Source organism: Lentzea flava (genome assembly GCF_014648475.1).
Lineage (GTDB): Bacteria > Actinomycetota > Actinomycetes > Mycobacteriales > Pseudonocardiaceae > Lentzea > Lentzea flava.
Genome location: NZ_BMRE01000020.1, coordinates 78765 through 92926 on the forward strand (window position 1 = coordinate 78765; position 14162 = coordinate 92926).

Annotated in this window: 14 protein-coding genes; 7 read left to right on the forward strand and 7 right to left on the reverse strand. The window is 71.0% G+C overall.

The window, feature by feature from the left end; genetic code table 11:
- Nucleotides 1-5 precede the first annotated feature (5 nt).
- Nucleotides 6-1241 (reverse strand): helix-turn-helix domain-containing protein, encoded by a 1236-nt coding sequence (locus tag IEZ09_RS23015; RefSeq protein WP_189255806.1) that lies wholly within the window; start codon nt 1239-1241, stop codon nt 6-8.
- A gap of 209 nt (nt 1242-1450) precedes the next feature.
- Here IEZ09_RS23015 and IEZ09_RS23020 point away from each other — a divergent pair, with 209 nt between their 5' ends.
- The gene (locus IEZ09_RS23020) at nt 1451-1768 is read left to right on the forward strand and encodes a hypothetical protein (RefSeq protein ID WP_189255807.1); all 318 of its coding nucleotides are present in this window, start codon (nt 1451-1453) and stop codon (nt 1766-1768) included.
- On the opposite strand, the gene IEZ09_RS23025 is transcribed toward IEZ09_RS23020, so the two are convergent.
- Nucleotides 1737-2405, reverse strand: coding sequence for a DNA alkylation repair protein (locus tag IEZ09_RS23025; protein WP_189255808.1), 669 nt, complete (start codon nt 2403-2405; stop codon nt 1737-1739). The two genes, IEZ09_RS23020 and IEZ09_RS23025, sit on opposite strands and share 32 nt — an antisense overlap.
- Nucleotides 2406-2503: 98 nt before the next feature.
- Here IEZ09_RS23025 and IEZ09_RS23030 point away from each other — a divergent pair, with 98 nt between their 5' ends.
- Complete coding sequence (locus IEZ09_RS23030) at nt 2504-5203, forward strand: AfsR/SARP family transcriptional regulator (RefSeq protein ID WP_229812859.1); 2700 nt, start codon at nt 2504-2506, stop codon at nt 5201-5203.
- On the opposite strand, the gene IEZ09_RS23035 is transcribed toward IEZ09_RS23030, so the two are convergent.
- Together IEZ09_RS23035 and IEZ09_RS23040 are read right to left on the reverse strand one after the other, a co-directional pair.
- Entirely contained in the window at nt 5190-5546 is a 357-nt protein-coding gene (locus IEZ09_RS23035) for a MerR family transcriptional regulator (RefSeq protein WP_189255809.1), read from the reverse strand. The genes IEZ09_RS23030 and IEZ09_RS23035 overlap by 14 nt on opposite strands.
- A 9-nt stretch (nt 5547-5555) precedes the next feature.
- Nucleotides 5556-5915 carry a hypothetical protein gene (locus IEZ09_RS23040; RefSeq protein ID WP_189255810.1) on the reverse strand — a complete coding sequence of 120 codons (360 nt, stop codon included), beginning with the start codon at nt 5913-5915 and terminating at the stop codon, nt 5556-5558.
- A gap of 86 nt (nt 5916-6001) precedes the next feature.
- Here IEZ09_RS23040 and IEZ09_RS23045 point away from each other — a divergent pair, with 86 nt between their 5' ends.
- Together IEZ09_RS23045 and IEZ09_RS23050 are read left to right on the forward strand one after the other, a co-directional pair.
- Nucleotides 6002-7588: a GMC family oxidoreductase gene (locus IEZ09_RS23045; RefSeq protein WP_189255811.1), complete on the forward strand. Its 1587-nt coding sequence runs from the start codon at nt 6002-6004 to the stop codon at nt 7586-7588.
- Nucleotides 7589-7614: 26 nt separating this feature from the next.
- Entirely contained in the window at nt 7615-8355 is a 741-nt protein-coding gene (locus tag IEZ09_RS23050; protein WP_189255812.1) for a hypothetical protein, read from the forward strand.
- On the opposite strand, the gene IEZ09_RS23055 is transcribed toward IEZ09_RS23050, so the two are convergent.
- Nucleotides 8352-8570, reverse strand: coding sequence for a hypothetical protein (locus tag IEZ09_RS23055; protein ID WP_189255813.1), 219 nt, complete (start codon nt 8568-8570; stop codon nt 8352-8354). The two genes, IEZ09_RS23050 and IEZ09_RS23055, sit on opposite strands and share 4 nt — an antisense overlap.
- A 99-nt stretch (nt 8571-8669) precedes the next feature.
- Here IEZ09_RS23055 and IEZ09_RS23060 point away from each other — a divergent pair, with 99 nt between their 5' ends.
- Both IEZ09_RS23060 and IEZ09_RS23065 read left to right on the forward strand, forming a co-directional pair.
- Nucleotides 8670-11408 carry a helix-turn-helix transcriptional regulator gene (locus tag IEZ09_RS23060; protein ID WP_189255814.1) on the forward strand — a complete coding sequence of 913 codons (2739 nt, stop codon included), beginning with the start codon at nt 8670-8672 and terminating at the stop codon, nt 11406-11408.
- A gap of 171 nt (nt 11409-11579) precedes the next feature.
- Nucleotides 11580-12152 (forward strand): dihydrofolate reductase family protein, encoded by a 573-nt coding sequence (locus IEZ09_RS23065; RefSeq protein ID WP_189255815.1) that lies wholly within the window; start codon nt 11580-11582, stop codon nt 12150-12152.
- Nucleotides 12153-12177: 25 nt separating this feature from the next.
- Here the strand turns inward: IEZ09_RS23065 and IEZ09_RS23070 are convergent, their stop codons facing one another.
- Both IEZ09_RS23070 and IEZ09_RS23075 read right to left on the reverse strand, forming a co-directional pair.
- On the reverse strand, nt 12178-12678 hold the full coding sequence (locus IEZ09_RS23070) for a hypothetical protein (protein ID WP_189255816.1): 501 nt from the start codon (nt 12676-12678) through the stop codon (nt 12178-12180).
- A gap of 33 nt (nt 12679-12711) precedes the next feature.
- Complete coding sequence (locus tag IEZ09_RS23075; RefSeq protein ID WP_189255817.1) at nt 12712-13299, reverse strand: TetR family transcriptional regulator; 588 nt, start codon at nt 13297-13299, stop codon at nt 12712-12714.
- 85 nt (nt 13300-13384) lie between these two features.
- Between IEZ09_RS23075 and IEZ09_RS23080 the strand changes: the two genes are divergently transcribed.
- A complete protein-coding gene (locus IEZ09_RS23080) occupies nt 13385-14161 on the forward strand; it encodes an SDR family NAD(P)-dependent oxidoreductase (protein ID WP_229812860.1) in 777 nt (258 codons plus the stop codon).
- Nucleotide 14162: the final 1 nt, after the last annotated feature.

Sequence of the window (14162 nt, forward strand, 5' to 3'; positions counted from 1 at the left end):
CGCGTTCACGGGCGCAGGTCGTGGACGATCAGCGACGCGGCCAGCAGCCGGATGTCCGCGGGATCGGCCGGGTTGTAGCCGGTCAGTTCGGTGACGCGGCGCAGGCGGTAGTTCAACGTGTTGCGGTGCAGGTGCAGCTTCTCGGCCGTGCGGTGGCGGTTGTGGTCGCTGTTGATGAACTCCCGCAGCGTGTGCAGCAGGTCGGGGTGTTCGGCCAGCCGGTCCATCACGCGGGCGAGCCGTTTGCGGCCGGGACCGGGACGGCAGAGCTGGTACTCGAGCAGCACGTCGTCGAGGACGTACGCACCGGGCGGACGGCCAAGGCGCTGCACCAGTTCGGCGATGTCGGCGGCCTGGCGGGCGGCCGTGGGGATGTCCTCGCGGCTTTCCGCGGCGGCGATTCCTCCCACCAGGCCGATGCCCGCGGCGGTGTGCAGATCGCGGACCAGGTCGGCGGCATCGGCCAGTTCCTGGTCGAGGGTCTCGGCCGTGGTGGGCAGGAGAACCGTGCCGCCGTCGTGGTCGAGTGCGGAGAGCGCGTGCTTCGGCAGTTCGGCCCGCAGGCGCCGGACCAGGGCCTGGGCGGCGAGCCTCGCTTCCTGACTGCTCGCGCCCTCGGCCAACGGAGGTGCCTCCACCCGAACGGCGAGAACCACGTGGTGGCTGGCCAGGTCGAGACCGATCCGCTCGGCCAGCGGTTCCGCCTCGCGGCCGGTCAGGAGAGCGGCGACCAGGGCGCGGGCGGCCTCGCGGCGTTCGGCGTGCAGGGCCTGCTGCTCGGTGAGGTACGAGGCGGCGACGGCGGGCACGGCGACGCTCAGGTACTGCAGCAGCGCGGGCACGGTCGCGAGCAGGTCGTCGACGTCGTCCTCCTCGGCGACGCGCGCCATCGCGGTCCAGCCGACGTGCGCGGCGACGTGGTAGGTGCTCAGCACGACGTCGAGCGGAACGCCCTGCTGGGCTCTGCGGACGGCCGTGGCGATCTGGGCCGCCAGCTCCTCGGGGGCGGGCGGGCGTTGTTCGCGCAGGGCCCGCAGGAAGACCTGGAGGTTGCGGCTCACCGCCTCGGTGATCTCGCGGTCGACGAGCTGGTGGGGTAGCTGCCGGTACGCCGCCGATCTGGCGAAGAACGCCTCCAGCACCTGTTCGGCGATGGCGGGAATCTGCGTCGCCGCCCGCTCGTACAGCGGGGCGAGCGGGTTCGGTGCCGGTATGTCGACCACCGGCAGAGGCTTGCGCATGCGGCAGGCCCCGTGCCATCGCCCGAAGCGGTCGTCTTTCGTCGGCACTGTGCACGAACGGACGCACGTGGTGTTGTGCATCTGCCCCAAACGGTTGCCCTGATCGAGTGATGGACACCGGGTGGACAGGTGTGTCGGGACAGAATTGGCAGTTCGTACGAGCAGGGGCAGGAGACTTGGCGCACAACGTGAGCAGTGTCCAGGAGTGCATGAAACTGTTGCTGCGGCGTGGATTTCAGCGGACTGTCGTGCAGGACCGGCTGACGTGCGTCAACGCCGTGATGTTCCGTCGCGTGTGGAAGGGCACCAACGAGACGGTGCTCGCGCTCTCCGAATCGGAGGCGCTGGCCTATCGCGTGCGCGAGGACGACGTGGATCCGGCGGACCCGTTCGTCGTGGATCCCGATCTCACGCTGTGGCAGTGCGGCGGCGAGTTCCTCGACGTCGCGAGCCAGCTGCTGGACCTGCCGCCCGTGCCCGGGCAGTCGGCGTTCGCTAGGCGTTCTGGCGGCGCACCATCTCGGTGATCCAGACGGGAGCGAACGGCGACGTGCAGTTCGGCGGCGTCGGGTAGTCCTTGAGAACTTCGAGCCGTTCGCCGATCTCGATCGCGCGGGCCCGGTGCTCAGGGTGCTCGATGCCGATCTGGGCCAGGCAGTGGTTCATCGCCCACTGCAGCCGGTCCGGCGCGCCCTTCATCTCCGCCTCGACGGTGTCGAGCAGCGCGTCGAGATCCAGGCCCTCCGGCTTGCGCGCCACGCGGTCGGTGGTCAACGCCCAGCCCGCGCTCGCGACCACCGGGTCCGGGTCGGAGAACCAGGCGACCCGCAGATCCTCGGCGTGGGCGCTCTTCTTCACCACGTAGTTCACGAGCCAGTCGTGCACCTTGGGACGGCGGGCCTCGCGCAGCATCGTGTCGAGCTGGTCGCGGGAGAACGCCTTGGGGCGGCAGATCAGCAACGCCAGCAGCCTGGCCGCCGTGTCGCCGGTCGCCCACAGTTCCAGTGCCAGGTCCTGCTGGGTCTTGAGGCGCTTGGCGAGCGCGCGGAGCTTGCCGAGGTTCACGCCGTGGTCGTCGCCGTGCTTCTCGTTGACCGCACGTGCCTTCGGGTCCTCCAGCGCGGCCAGTTCGGCCATCACCTCGGCGACCGTCGTCTCCGCCACGTCAGACCTCCTGTCCCGGTGACGGACAGTTTAAGTGGTCGGTGCACAATGTGCCCTCCGCTTCGAGGCTTCGGCGGCTCCTGAGGGGGAGTTCAGTGGTGGAGTTCGGGCTGCTCGGCGACGTCGAGGTCCGGGTGGGCGGCCACGTGGTGGACGTCGGTCACGCGCGGCAGCGGTGCGTGCTGGCCGCGTTGCTGGTGGACGCGAACCGGCTCGTGCCCGTCGACGTGCTGGTCGACCGCGTGTGGGGCGACCGGGTTCCGCACCGGGCGCGCAACGCCGTGGCCGGGTACGTGTCGAGGCTCAGGCAGGTTGTCCCGGACGTGCCCATCACCGGGCGGCAGGGCGGGTACGTGCTGGCCGTCGACCCGATGTCGGTGGATCTGCACCGTTTCGACGCCCTGGTCGCCCGCGCGCGGGCGCGGCCCGGCCAGGCCGTCGTCCTGCTCACCGAGGCGCTCGGGCTGTGGCGGGGCGAGCCTTTCTCCACTTTGGACACTCCGTGGCTCGCGATCGTGCGGCAGGGACTTCAGTCGCGCCGCACGGCCGCGCTGCTGGACCGCAACGACCTGGTGCTGGACCAGGGCGGGCACACCGAGCTGCTGGCCGAGCTGGAGGCGACGGCGGCGGCGTTTCCGTTGGACGAACGCCTCGCGGGACAGCTGATGCTGGCGCTGTACCGGTGCGGGCGGCAGGCCGACGCGTTGCTGCGGTACGAGCAGATCCGGATGCGGCTGGCCGAGGAGCTCGGCGCCGATCCCGGACCGGCGCTCAGGTTGCTGCACAAGCAGATGCTGACGGCGGACGAGGCGCTGGCGGTCAGCTCACCGGCCGCGAGACCCGTGCCGCGGCAGCTGCCGGCGCCGCCGCGCTGGTTCGCCGGGCGAGGCCGCGAGCTGGCCGCGCTCGACGCGATCATGAACGGACAGCACCAGATCGTCGTGTCCGGCACGGCAGGGGTGGGCAAGACGGCGCTCGCGGTGCACTGGGCCCATCGGGTGGCGGAGCGGTTCCCGGACGGTCAGCTGTACGTCAACCTGCGCGGTTTCGACCCCAGCGGCGCGGTCACGGCGCCGGGCGAGGCGGTCCGCGCGTTCCTCGACGCGCTCGGTGTCGACCCGCAGCGCATCCCGGCGAGCCTGGACGCGCAGGCCGCGCTGTTCCGCAGCACGGTGGCGGGCAAGCGCGTGCTCGTCGTGCTGGACAACGCCCGTGACGCCGACCAGGTCCGTCCCCTGCTGCCGGGCAGTCCCGGCTGCGTCGTGCTGGTCACCAGCCGGAACCGGTTGGCGGGCCTGGTCGCCACGCACGGCGCGCACCCGCTCGCGCTGGACCTGCTGTCCACAGTGGAGGCTCGGGCGCTGCTCGCCGACCGCCTCGGCGAGGACAGGCTGCGTGCCGAACCCGAAGCCGCCGACGAGATCATCACGCGCTGCTCCGGACTGCCGATCGCGTTGACCGTCGTGGCCGCGCGCGTCGCCTGCACCAGCTTTCCGCTGCGGGCCATCGCCGCCGAACTGCGCGGAGGCCTGGACCCGTTCGACGGCGGCGACTCGGCCACGGACGTCCGTGCCGTCTTCTCCTGGTCGTACCATGCGCTGGAGCCGGCCGCGGCCCGCCTGTTCCGGTTGCTGGGCCTGCATCCCGGCCCTGACGTCTCCGCCGCCGCTGCCGCCAGTCTCTTCGGTGCCCCGGTCCGGCCTGTGCTCGCCGAACTGACCCGCGCGCACCTGCTCACCGAACACCAGCCGGGTCGGTACGTGCTGCACGACCTGCTCCGGGCCTATGCCGCCGAGCAGGCTCGGATCCACGACTCCGACGCGGAACGGCGTGCTGCCACGACACGGCTGCACGACCACTACGTGCACACCGCGCACACCGCGACCCGGTTGCTGAGCCCGGCCCGTGAGGTGATCACCCCGCCGTCGCCCCAGCCCGGCGTGCGGCCGGAGAGGCTCGGCGACTTCGACCAGGCGCTGGCGTGGTTCACCGCCGAGCACCACGTGCTGCTCGCCGCCGTCGACCACGCCGCCGCCACCGGTCTCGACCCGCACGCCGGGCACCTGGCCTGGGCGCTGGCGGAGTTCCTCGAACGCCGCGGCCACTGGCTCGACCTCGGCGCCGTCGGCCACGTCGCCCTCGCGGCCGCGCTGCGCCTCGCCGACCCGCTGGCCCAGAGCCACGCCCACCGCTTCCTGGCCCGCGCGAGCACGCAGCTCGACCGTCTCGACGACGCGCACCTGCACCACCGGCGCAGCCTCGACGTGGCCGGTGACCCGATCGGCCAGGCGCGGTCCCACCGCGAGCTCGCCTACGTGTGCGAACGGCAGGGACACCTCGGCCAGGCCCTCGACCACTCCCGGCAGGCCATGGAGCTGTACGAGGCGGCAGGCCACCGGCGCGGTCAGGCGGGCGCGCTCAACGCCGTGGGCTGGTACCAGGCGTTGCTCGGCGACCTCGAGCAGGCGCTGACGTCGTGCCAGGCGGCACTGGCGTTGCTGGAGGAGCTCGACGACCCCGACGGCGAGGCGTCGACCTGGGACAGCCTCGGCTACATCCACCACCACCGCGGTGACCACCCCGAGGCGATCGCCTGCTACCGGCGTTCGCTCGACGTGTTCCGGTCGCTGGGTGACCGGTACTGGACCGCTGACGTGCTCGTGCACCTCGGGGACAGCCACCTCGCGGCCGGTGACCCCGGATCCGCCCGTGCGGTGTGGCAGGAAGCGTTGGGAATCCTGGAGGATCTCGGCCATCCGCACGCCGGCGCTGTCCGGGCGCGGATCAGTTCTCGTTGAGCGCGGCGATGATCGGGCACTGCTCCCGCACGCCGTTCTCGGCCACCTCCAGCAGGGCCAGGCGCACGCGGTCCAGGTCGCGGATGCGTTCCTCGATCTCGGTGACCTTCTCGGTGATCACGTCGCCGAACTCGTCGGCGTCGAGGAGCTGCTCCAGCTCGGTGAGCGTGAAGCCGAGACGCTGGGCGCGGCGGATGAACTTCAACCGCCGCAACGCCTCCTGGTCGTAGTGGCGGTATCCGCCGTGCGTGCGGGCCGTGGGCACGACGAGGCCGCGCCGCTCGTAGAACCGCACGGTGCTGACGCCCACTCCGGCAGCGCGGGCCAGTTCGGATATGCGCACCACCGGAAACTACCTCCGCAGCAACGCGCGCAGCTGGGCCGCGCCCCAGAACAGCTCCAGCACCAGGAAGAGCGCCAGGACCGGCGTCTGCCCGTGCCACAACGCCCACGCGAACCAGAGGCTGAACAGTCCGCGTCCGACCGTGTCGATGCCGATCAGCAACGGCTCCGGGCGCCGCCACCTGGCGACCGACCACATCACGACCACGGTGCCGAACAACGTGGCGAACAACAGGGTCATGGGGTCCTCGGTCGTGGTGCCGAACAAGGTCAGCATCCCGGCCGCGGTCCAGGGCGTCACGAAGGCGATGCTCGCCACCAGGTCGTACAGGGCACCCGCCCGGCCCCACCGGGCCACGTCTCGCGTCATGGCGATCACGATGGACCCTGAACCGTGGTGCAGGGTCAAGCCGCGAGGAGGAAGGTGGTGACAGGACAAGTACTTCGGGGGTTCCTGTGCACGACTTCATCGTTGCCGGGGCCGGAAGTGCGGGGTGTGTTCTCGCGAACCGGCTGAGTGAGGATCCGGCGAGCCGGGTGCTGCTGATCGAGGCAGGACCGGAGGACGACGCGCAGGAGATGCGCGTGCCCGCCCAGGCCGCGACCCTGTGGCAGGGCCGGTTCGTGTGGGACAACATCACCGTGCCGCAGGACGACGCCGGGAAGCGGCAGGTCCCGTGGCCCAGCGGGCGCACGCTCGGCGGCAGCTCGTCGATCAACGGCATGATCTACATCCGCGGCAACCGCGCCGACTACGACGCGTGGCGCGACACCTACGGCTGTGCCGGCTGGGGTTACGCCGATCTGTTGCCGTACTTCAGGCGCGCCGAGGACCAGGGACGCGGGGAGTCGGTCCACCACGGCGTCGGCGGGCCGTTGTCCGTTCAGGACGCCCGGTACGTCCACCCGCTCGTGCAGGCCTGGCTGCTGTCGGCGCAGGAGCACGGGCTGCCCGCGAACAGCGACCACAACGGCGCCGAACAGGACGGCGTGGGGCCGTACCAGGTCACGCAGGACAACGGGGAGCGGTGTTCGACCGCCGCCGGCTACCTGCGGCCCGCGCTGGACCGTCCCAACCTGACGGTGCTGACCGGCGCGCAGGTCACGCGGGTGCTGATGGAGGACGGCCGGGCCGTCGGCGTGCGCTACGTCCGTGACGGCGTCGAGGAGGAAGCGCGGACGACTGGCGAGGTCGTGGTGTCCAGCGGTGCGGTGAAGAGCCCGCAGATCCTGATGCTGTCCGGGATCGGACCCGCCGAGCGGTTGCGCGAGCTGGGGATCGAGCCGGTGGTGGATCTGCCGGTGGGAGAGGGGTTGCAGGACCACCCGCTGTGCATCGCGCAGTGGGCGACGCCCGAGGTGCCGAACTTCTTCGAGGAGCTCACGCCAGAGGCGATGGAGGTGTGGCAGCGGGAACGGCAGGGGCCCTTCGCCTCGCACTTCGCCGTCGCCGGCGGGTTCGCCAGGACCAGGCCCGATCTGCCGGCGCCGGACGTGCAGTACGACGCGGTCGCCGTGGCCGCGTCGATGGGGCCGGACGGGCTGGTCATCGATCCGGAGAAGCGGGCGGTGTCGCTCGTCGTCGTGTCCGCGCAGGTGCGCAGCCGCGGCCGGGTCGCCTTGGCTTCGGCGGATCCGTTCGAGCGGCCGTTGATCGACCCCGGCTACCTCTCCGATCCCGGTGATCTCGACACGCTGGTGGCCGGGCTTCGCGAACAGCGGGAGATCGCCGCCTGCGGGCCGCTCGCCTCGTTCGTGACGGAGGAGTTGTTGCCGGGGCCGGACGTGCAGACCGACGAGGAGCTGCGGGCCTACGTGCGGCAGACCGTGACGACGGTGTGGCATCCGGCCGGCACCTGCGCGATGGGTTCCGTCTGCGATCCGCAGCTGCGGGTGCTGGGTGTGGACGGGCTGCGGGTCGTCGACGCGTCGGTGATGCCGGCGGTGCCACGTGGCAACACGAACGCGCCGACGATCGCCGTCGCCGAACGCGCCGCCGACCTGATCAAGGGGTGCACGCCGCTGGAACCGATCTACGATTAGGCGTCCGCTGGAGCCGAGGGGGAGGCGTGACCGGCCAGATCCTCCGCCATGCCTGCCACATCGAGGCCGTGCGCGTGCGGTTCGCGGCCGTCCACCGGGCCAGCGCGGTCGTCGTCGGCGACGAGACCGTGTACGGGCGGCTGTGCCGGTGGATCATCGGGCTGGTGCTGGAGAAGCACGTCAGGCAGGACGAGCTGGTCTCCTACGTCGAGGAGAACCTGCGGCTCATCGTGGCCGGGCTGTGCGACCTGGCCGGCGAGAAGCCACCGGAACCGGATCCCGTCCGCGAGGCCGCCGTGCCGTCGCTGATCGCGCCCGCACGGGAGACGGCCAGCTCGGCCATGGAGCAGATCGGGCCGCTCAGGGACGTGCTGGACGAGCTGACGGGACTGCCGGACGTCATCGCCGCGCACGCGACGACCTGGTGGAACATCGCGGTCGAGCAGCGGGCCATGGCCGACGAGCTCGCGGACTTCCTCGAACGGGACGTGCCGGCGTGGGACGGCGCCGCTGAGCACCAGCGGCTGATGGGGCACAACATCGACGCGATCAGAGGGCTCAGCTCGGTGTCGGCGGCGTTCGCGGAGATCACCGAGAGCGTCGGGGTGCTGGTCGCGCAGACGCGGCGGCTGGTGCGGGAGCTGGTGATCAGCCTGGTGGTGGCGCCGTCCGACGTGACGTTCCAGCGGCTGACCTGCCGGATCGCGGTGTACGGGGTGGCGTTGAACGCCACCCTCACGCACCTGGAGAACCGGCTCGAAGGCTAGGCGGCGGCGCGGCGGGCGCGGCGCTTCGCGATCGACGGCAGGAACCACATGTAGACGCCGGTGCCCATGAGGATGAACAACGGCAGCAGCGGCACGTAGGACACCCACACCACGGAGTTGTCCACGGTCAGCGCGACGGCCGTGAAGACGACGGTGGCCATGAAGATCATGCTGACCACGCGGTGGAACTGCCGGATTCGCTTGGTGCCGCTCATTTTCGCTGTCCTCCAGTTTGCTCTGGTCCGTTGCGGACAACGTTAGGAGCGGAGGGATCGACCGTGCTTCTCGATTCCTGACCACTAGGGTCTCGGGCCATGCGGTACACGTCCCCCGTGCTCGTGGGCAGGAGCGAGGAGGCAGCGGCACTGCGGGCCGCGGTCACACGGGCCGAACACCGTCGCGGCGGCGCGATGTTCCTGGTGGGGGAGCCGGGAATCGGCAAGTCGCGGCTCGCGTCGGAGATCGCCGGGCACGCCTCGCAGCGCGGCTTCCGCGTGCTCAGGGGGCGGGCGAGCCGGGCGGTACCGCTGCGGGCGCTGTGCGAGGCGGTGCTGTCGGCATTCCGGCGGACCGTGCCGGACGAGGAGCAGCTCGGCGCCTATCTGCCCGTGCTGCTGCGGATGACGCCGGACGCGCCCGCCGGTGTGCCGGATCCGGCCGTGGTCAGGGCCGAGGCCGTTCTCCGGCTCGTCACGGCAGGGAAAACCGTTGTGCTGCTGGAAGATCTGCACGACGCGGACGGCGAGACGCTGGCCGTGGTCGACTACCTGCTCGACAACCTCGCCGGCGAACCGGTCCTGCTGCTGGCGACCCTGCGACCGCATCCCGATGCCGCGCAACGACTCGCTGACGAGGCCGCGGCGCGCCGGGTCGCGGATGTGGTGCGGCTCAACGGGTTGGCCGACGCCGACGTCGCAGAGCTCGCCCGCCACTGCCTCGGCACACCCGCGCCCGCGGACGTCCTGGCCACGCTCACCAGGATCGCCGACGGGGTGCCGTTCGTCGTCGAGGAGCTGCTCAACGCCGATCTGCGAGCCGGTGTGCCGCCCACGGTCGCCGCGGCCACGGTGCAACGGGTCGACGCGCTCGATCCCGCCTGCCGCGCGCTGCTCGACGCCGCCGCGATCTTCGGCCGCACGTTCCCGCTCGACGTCGTGGCCGCCGTCGCCGATGTCGGCAACGCGACAAAGCTGTTGCAGGAAGCCGAACGCGCGCAACTCGTGCACGGCCACAGGTTCCGCCATGCGCTGACGGCCGACGCCATCCGCGGCCGGATGACCCCGACGGCCCGCGCCGCGCTCGCCAGAAGAGCGGCACGAGCCACGGAAGCGTTGCGGCCCAACGAACTGGAGCTCATCGCCGAGCTGTGGGAAGCAGGCGGTGACATCGAGCGGGCCGTGGGGTGCCTGGTGCGCGCCGGACGGCACGCCGCCGCGCTCGGCCGGTTCGGCACCGCCGTCGAGCTGCTCGAACGCGGCCAGGCGATGACCGACGACCCGGACCTCGCCGCAGATCTCCTCGACGCGCTCGCCGCCGTGCTGCCGTTGGCCGCGGTGGTCGTGCCCGCGGACAACGGCGCGCGGGCTTTCGCGTTGGGAGAACGGCTTCAGCAGTCCCTCACCGCGCACCACAGGCCCGAGCGACAGGCCGCTGTCCGGCTGGCGCAGGCACGGGTGGCGGCCGTCGCGGGTCAGTGGGAACGCGGGCTCGACCTGATCACGGCGGCCGAGGAGCCCTGTGCGGCCGTCGTCAAGGCGACGCTCCTGCTCGGACTCAACCAGCTCGACCTCCTGCCGCAGGCCCGCGCGCTCGCCGAACGCGCCGCCGCCACGGGAAGCCCCGAGATCGTCTGCGAAGCCCTCGAAGTGCTCACCCGGTGCACGCGAGGGCACGATCTCGCCGAGGCGCGGCAGCACATCCAACGCTGGCTGCGGGTCGCAGAAGAGCACGGGCTCGCGGCGTGGCGGCTGCGGGCGTTGCTGGAACTGGGCATCACCGACAAGTACCTGACCATCGGCGTCGACACCCTGCTGGCAGCGCGGAACGCGGCACTGGACGCCGGGGCCATCGTGATCCTCATCGCCGCCGACCTGCACCTCGGCGCCACCTATCTCGTGCGCGGTCAGTACGACGAGGCCGCGAAACACGGTGCCAGTGCGGGTGAAGCCGCAGAGAAGCTCGGGCTGCACGCGTTGAAGTCACTGGCGGTCGCCATCGAGGCGGGCATCGCGTCCCTGCACGGCAACCGCAAGGCCACCGACCAGGCGCTGGCCCGGTTGCGCGACCACGGCGGGTCCGAGGAGATCTGGTCGTACAGCTCGGCGATCTGCGCGTTGATGGAGGAGCAGCACGACCGCGCGCTGGCCGAGTTCGACGAGATCGAGAAGACCGTCACCGAACCCCGCATCCTGCGCGGCACCTTCTACCAGGGATCACGGCTGCTGGTCAGGGTCGCGCACGGGCTCGCGGGCTGGCCGGAGTACGAACTGCTGGCCGCGTCCCACCTCGCGCAGGTTCACCTGCACCGCACGTACTTCGCCTGGAGCCGGGCGATCCTGCTCGGCCGTGACGGCAGGACCAGCGAGGCGACCGAGGCCGCGCGGGAAGCGCTCGACCTCAGCAGCGGACTCGGCCTGCCGCGTCACCTCGGGCTGCGGCTCGCCGGGCCGAGGGCGCTGGCGGAGGGCTGGGGCGAGCCGCTGGAGTGGTTGCGGGAAGCGGAAGAGCACTTCCACCAGCACGACGTGCCCGCCGTCGCCGCCGCGTGCCGGGCGGTGCTGCGCGAGGCGGGCGCACCCCAGCGACGACGCCGGCGCGATCACGGCACCGTCCCGGCCGAACTGCGCAGAACCGGTGTGACGGTGCGGGAGTACGAGGTGCTGCGGCTCGTCGTGGAACGGTTCGGCAACGCCGAGATCGCCGAAAAGCTGTTCCTCTCGCCAAGGACCGTCGAACGGCACGTCGCCAGCCTGCGCGTCCGCACTGGTCAGACGTCCAGGGCGGACCTCATCAGGTACGCCGGGCCACTAATTGAGGGAACCGCCCGCATGTAGCCGGGGGCGGTGATCGTGACACTCTCCGCGACCGGCGGCGCTGGACTCGGTGGGGTGTCCAGCGCCGCCGTGACGCATGGCGGAAGATTTCCCGGCGCGAGATGTCGATTCCCGCCATCTCCCGTTCGACGCACTGATGACAGCACGTCCGAACAGTCAAGGAGAACCCCGATGCGCACCCTGATCGCCACCGCGTTCATCTCGCTCGACGGCGTCGTCGAAGCCCCCGGCGGCGAGCCCGGTCACCGCAGCTCCGGCTGGACCTTCAAGGACATCGAGTTCGACGAGGCCGCCTACGAGATCAAGGGCCGCGAGCAGGAGGAAGCCGCAGCGATGATGATGGGCCGCGTCAGCTACGAGGCGTTCTCCCCGGTGTGGCCGACGCTCGACTACTTCCCGCAGTACAACGCGATGCCGAAGTACGTCGTCTCCAGCACGCTCAAGGAGGACCAGCTCGTCGACAACTGGGGCGACATCACGATCCTCCGCTCGCTCGACGACGTGGCGGCGCTCAAGGAGACCGACGGCGGCCCGATCTCCATCCACGGCAGCGCCACGCTCAACCGCAACCTGTCCGACGCGGGCCTGATCGACCGCTACCACCTGCTGGTGTTCCCGCTGCTGCTCGGCGCGGGCAAGCGGATGTTCAGCGAGACCGACAAGGACAAGCAGATGCTGAAGCTGGTCGAGAGCGAGTCGTACTCGAACGGCATCCAGAAGCTCGTCTACGACGTCGTGCGCTGAACCCCGCATTCGGGCCGGGCGGTGCTCACCGCATCGCCCGCCCCACCGGCGGCAGCACCGAGACCATCGACGCGGTCAGCCACAGCATCAACGCGATGCCCGGCACGATGATGAGCGTGCCGCCGTGGTTGATCGTCAGCCTGATGACGGCGTAGACGTAGTAGGCGACCACCAGGAAGCCCAGTCCTGCGAGGATCCAGCGCGCGAACCCGAGCCGGGCGAGGACCAACGCGGTGAACAGCAGCACCACGCCGCCCGCGACGTAGGTGGCCACGATCGCCGGGTCGCCGTTGCCGATCACGGAGCGGGGGAACGCCAGCCCGAGCAACGCGACCGCGGCTTCCGGGGTCTGCCGGACGCCGTCCGCGGTGTTTAGCCCCGCCAGCACGAAGCACAGCACGGAGACGAGCAGCCACAGTCCACCCGCGAGGAACGCGGGCGCGGTGCTCGGCCTCGGCGGCGGACCCCAGCCAGGTGGCGGTCCATATCCCGGTGGTTGCTGCGGCCAGCCCTGGTTCGGATGCACGGCCCACACGATACGAGCTGACGTGGCGCCTGATCAGCCTTTTCGGACAGCGGCGAGCGCGAGCCGGGTGAGCCGCCGCAGTTCGTCGAGGCCACCTTCGCCGCCCTCGCGCAGCCAGGCCGTGGACGCCGCGTCGAGGCACGCCAGCGCCGTGGCCACGATCGCTTCGCCGACGAGGCCTCGCGGGGCGTCCCCTGTCGACACCCTGCGCTCGACCTCCGGTGCCAGAACCTCCTGCCAGCGCAGGTGTTTTTCCAGATGGGCGGCGCGCAACGCGGGGCTGGTGGCGACCAGCCTGCCGATCATCGCGCCGCGTTCCGGGTTGACCTGCGTGGCCAGCACGCCGAACGCCTGCTCCAGCGCGTCCCAGATCGGTTCGTCGTCGGGGCGTTCGCGCAGCGCTTCGAGGATCACCGGGCCCAGTTCGGCGAGATCACCGAAGACGATGTCCTCCTTCGTGCCGAAGTAGCGGAAGAAGGAACGCCGCGAGATCCCGGCCGCGGCCACCACCTGGTCGACCGTCGTCTCATCGAAGCCGTGCTCCAGGAACAACGCCAGCGCGGCGTCCACGACCTCTTCCTGGACCCGGCGGCGGGTGCGGTCCCACAGACGATCTGACACGTCGGCCAGCCTAGTGCCACCTCGACTCTTGGCGCCCGGATGGCATCTGATGCTAACTTGGCACTCGATGCCAAGGAGGAATTCAGTGACAATCGACTACCGGGGCGCGCGGGTGCTGATCACCGGAGCCAGCGCGGGAATCGGCGCCCAGTTCGCTCGTGAGCTCGCCCGCAGGGGCGCTGACCTGGTGCTCGTCGCCCGCCGGACGGAACGGCTCGAAGCGCTCGCCGCCGAGCTGAAGAACGTCGAGGTGACGGTGCTGCCGTGCGACCTCACCGAACAGGGCGCTGTGGCAGGTCTTGCCGCAGAGCTTCGAGCGCGCGGGATCACGCTCTCCGGACTGATCAACAACGCCGGGTTCGGCACGCACGGCCCGTTCGCCGAAGAGGACGCCGAACGGCTGCGCAGCGAGATCGCACTCGACATCACCGCCGTGGTGGATCTGACCAGGACGTTCATCGACGAGCTCGTCGAGTCCGGACGCGGCGTGCTGATCAACGTGGCGAGCATGGCCGCGTACGTCCCGGTGCCGCGGATGGCCGTCTACGGTGCCGCGAAGGCGTTCGTGCTGAACTTCACCGAGGCGCTGTGGCAGGAGTACCGCCGCAGCGGCCTGCGGGTGCTCGCCCTCTCACCGGGTGCGACCAGCACGGAGTTCTTCGACGTCGCAGGCCCGCAGGCCGCAGCGGGTGCGCGGCTGCACACGCCGGAACTGGTGGTGGAGACGGCGTTGCGGACGCTGGACCGGCGCAATCCGCCGCCGAGCATCGCGGTCGGCAGGATGAACCGGCTGATGGCGACCGCGTCCAGGCTCTTCACCCGGCGGCAGGCGGTGCTGGCGATGGGCGCGATGAACGCGTGAG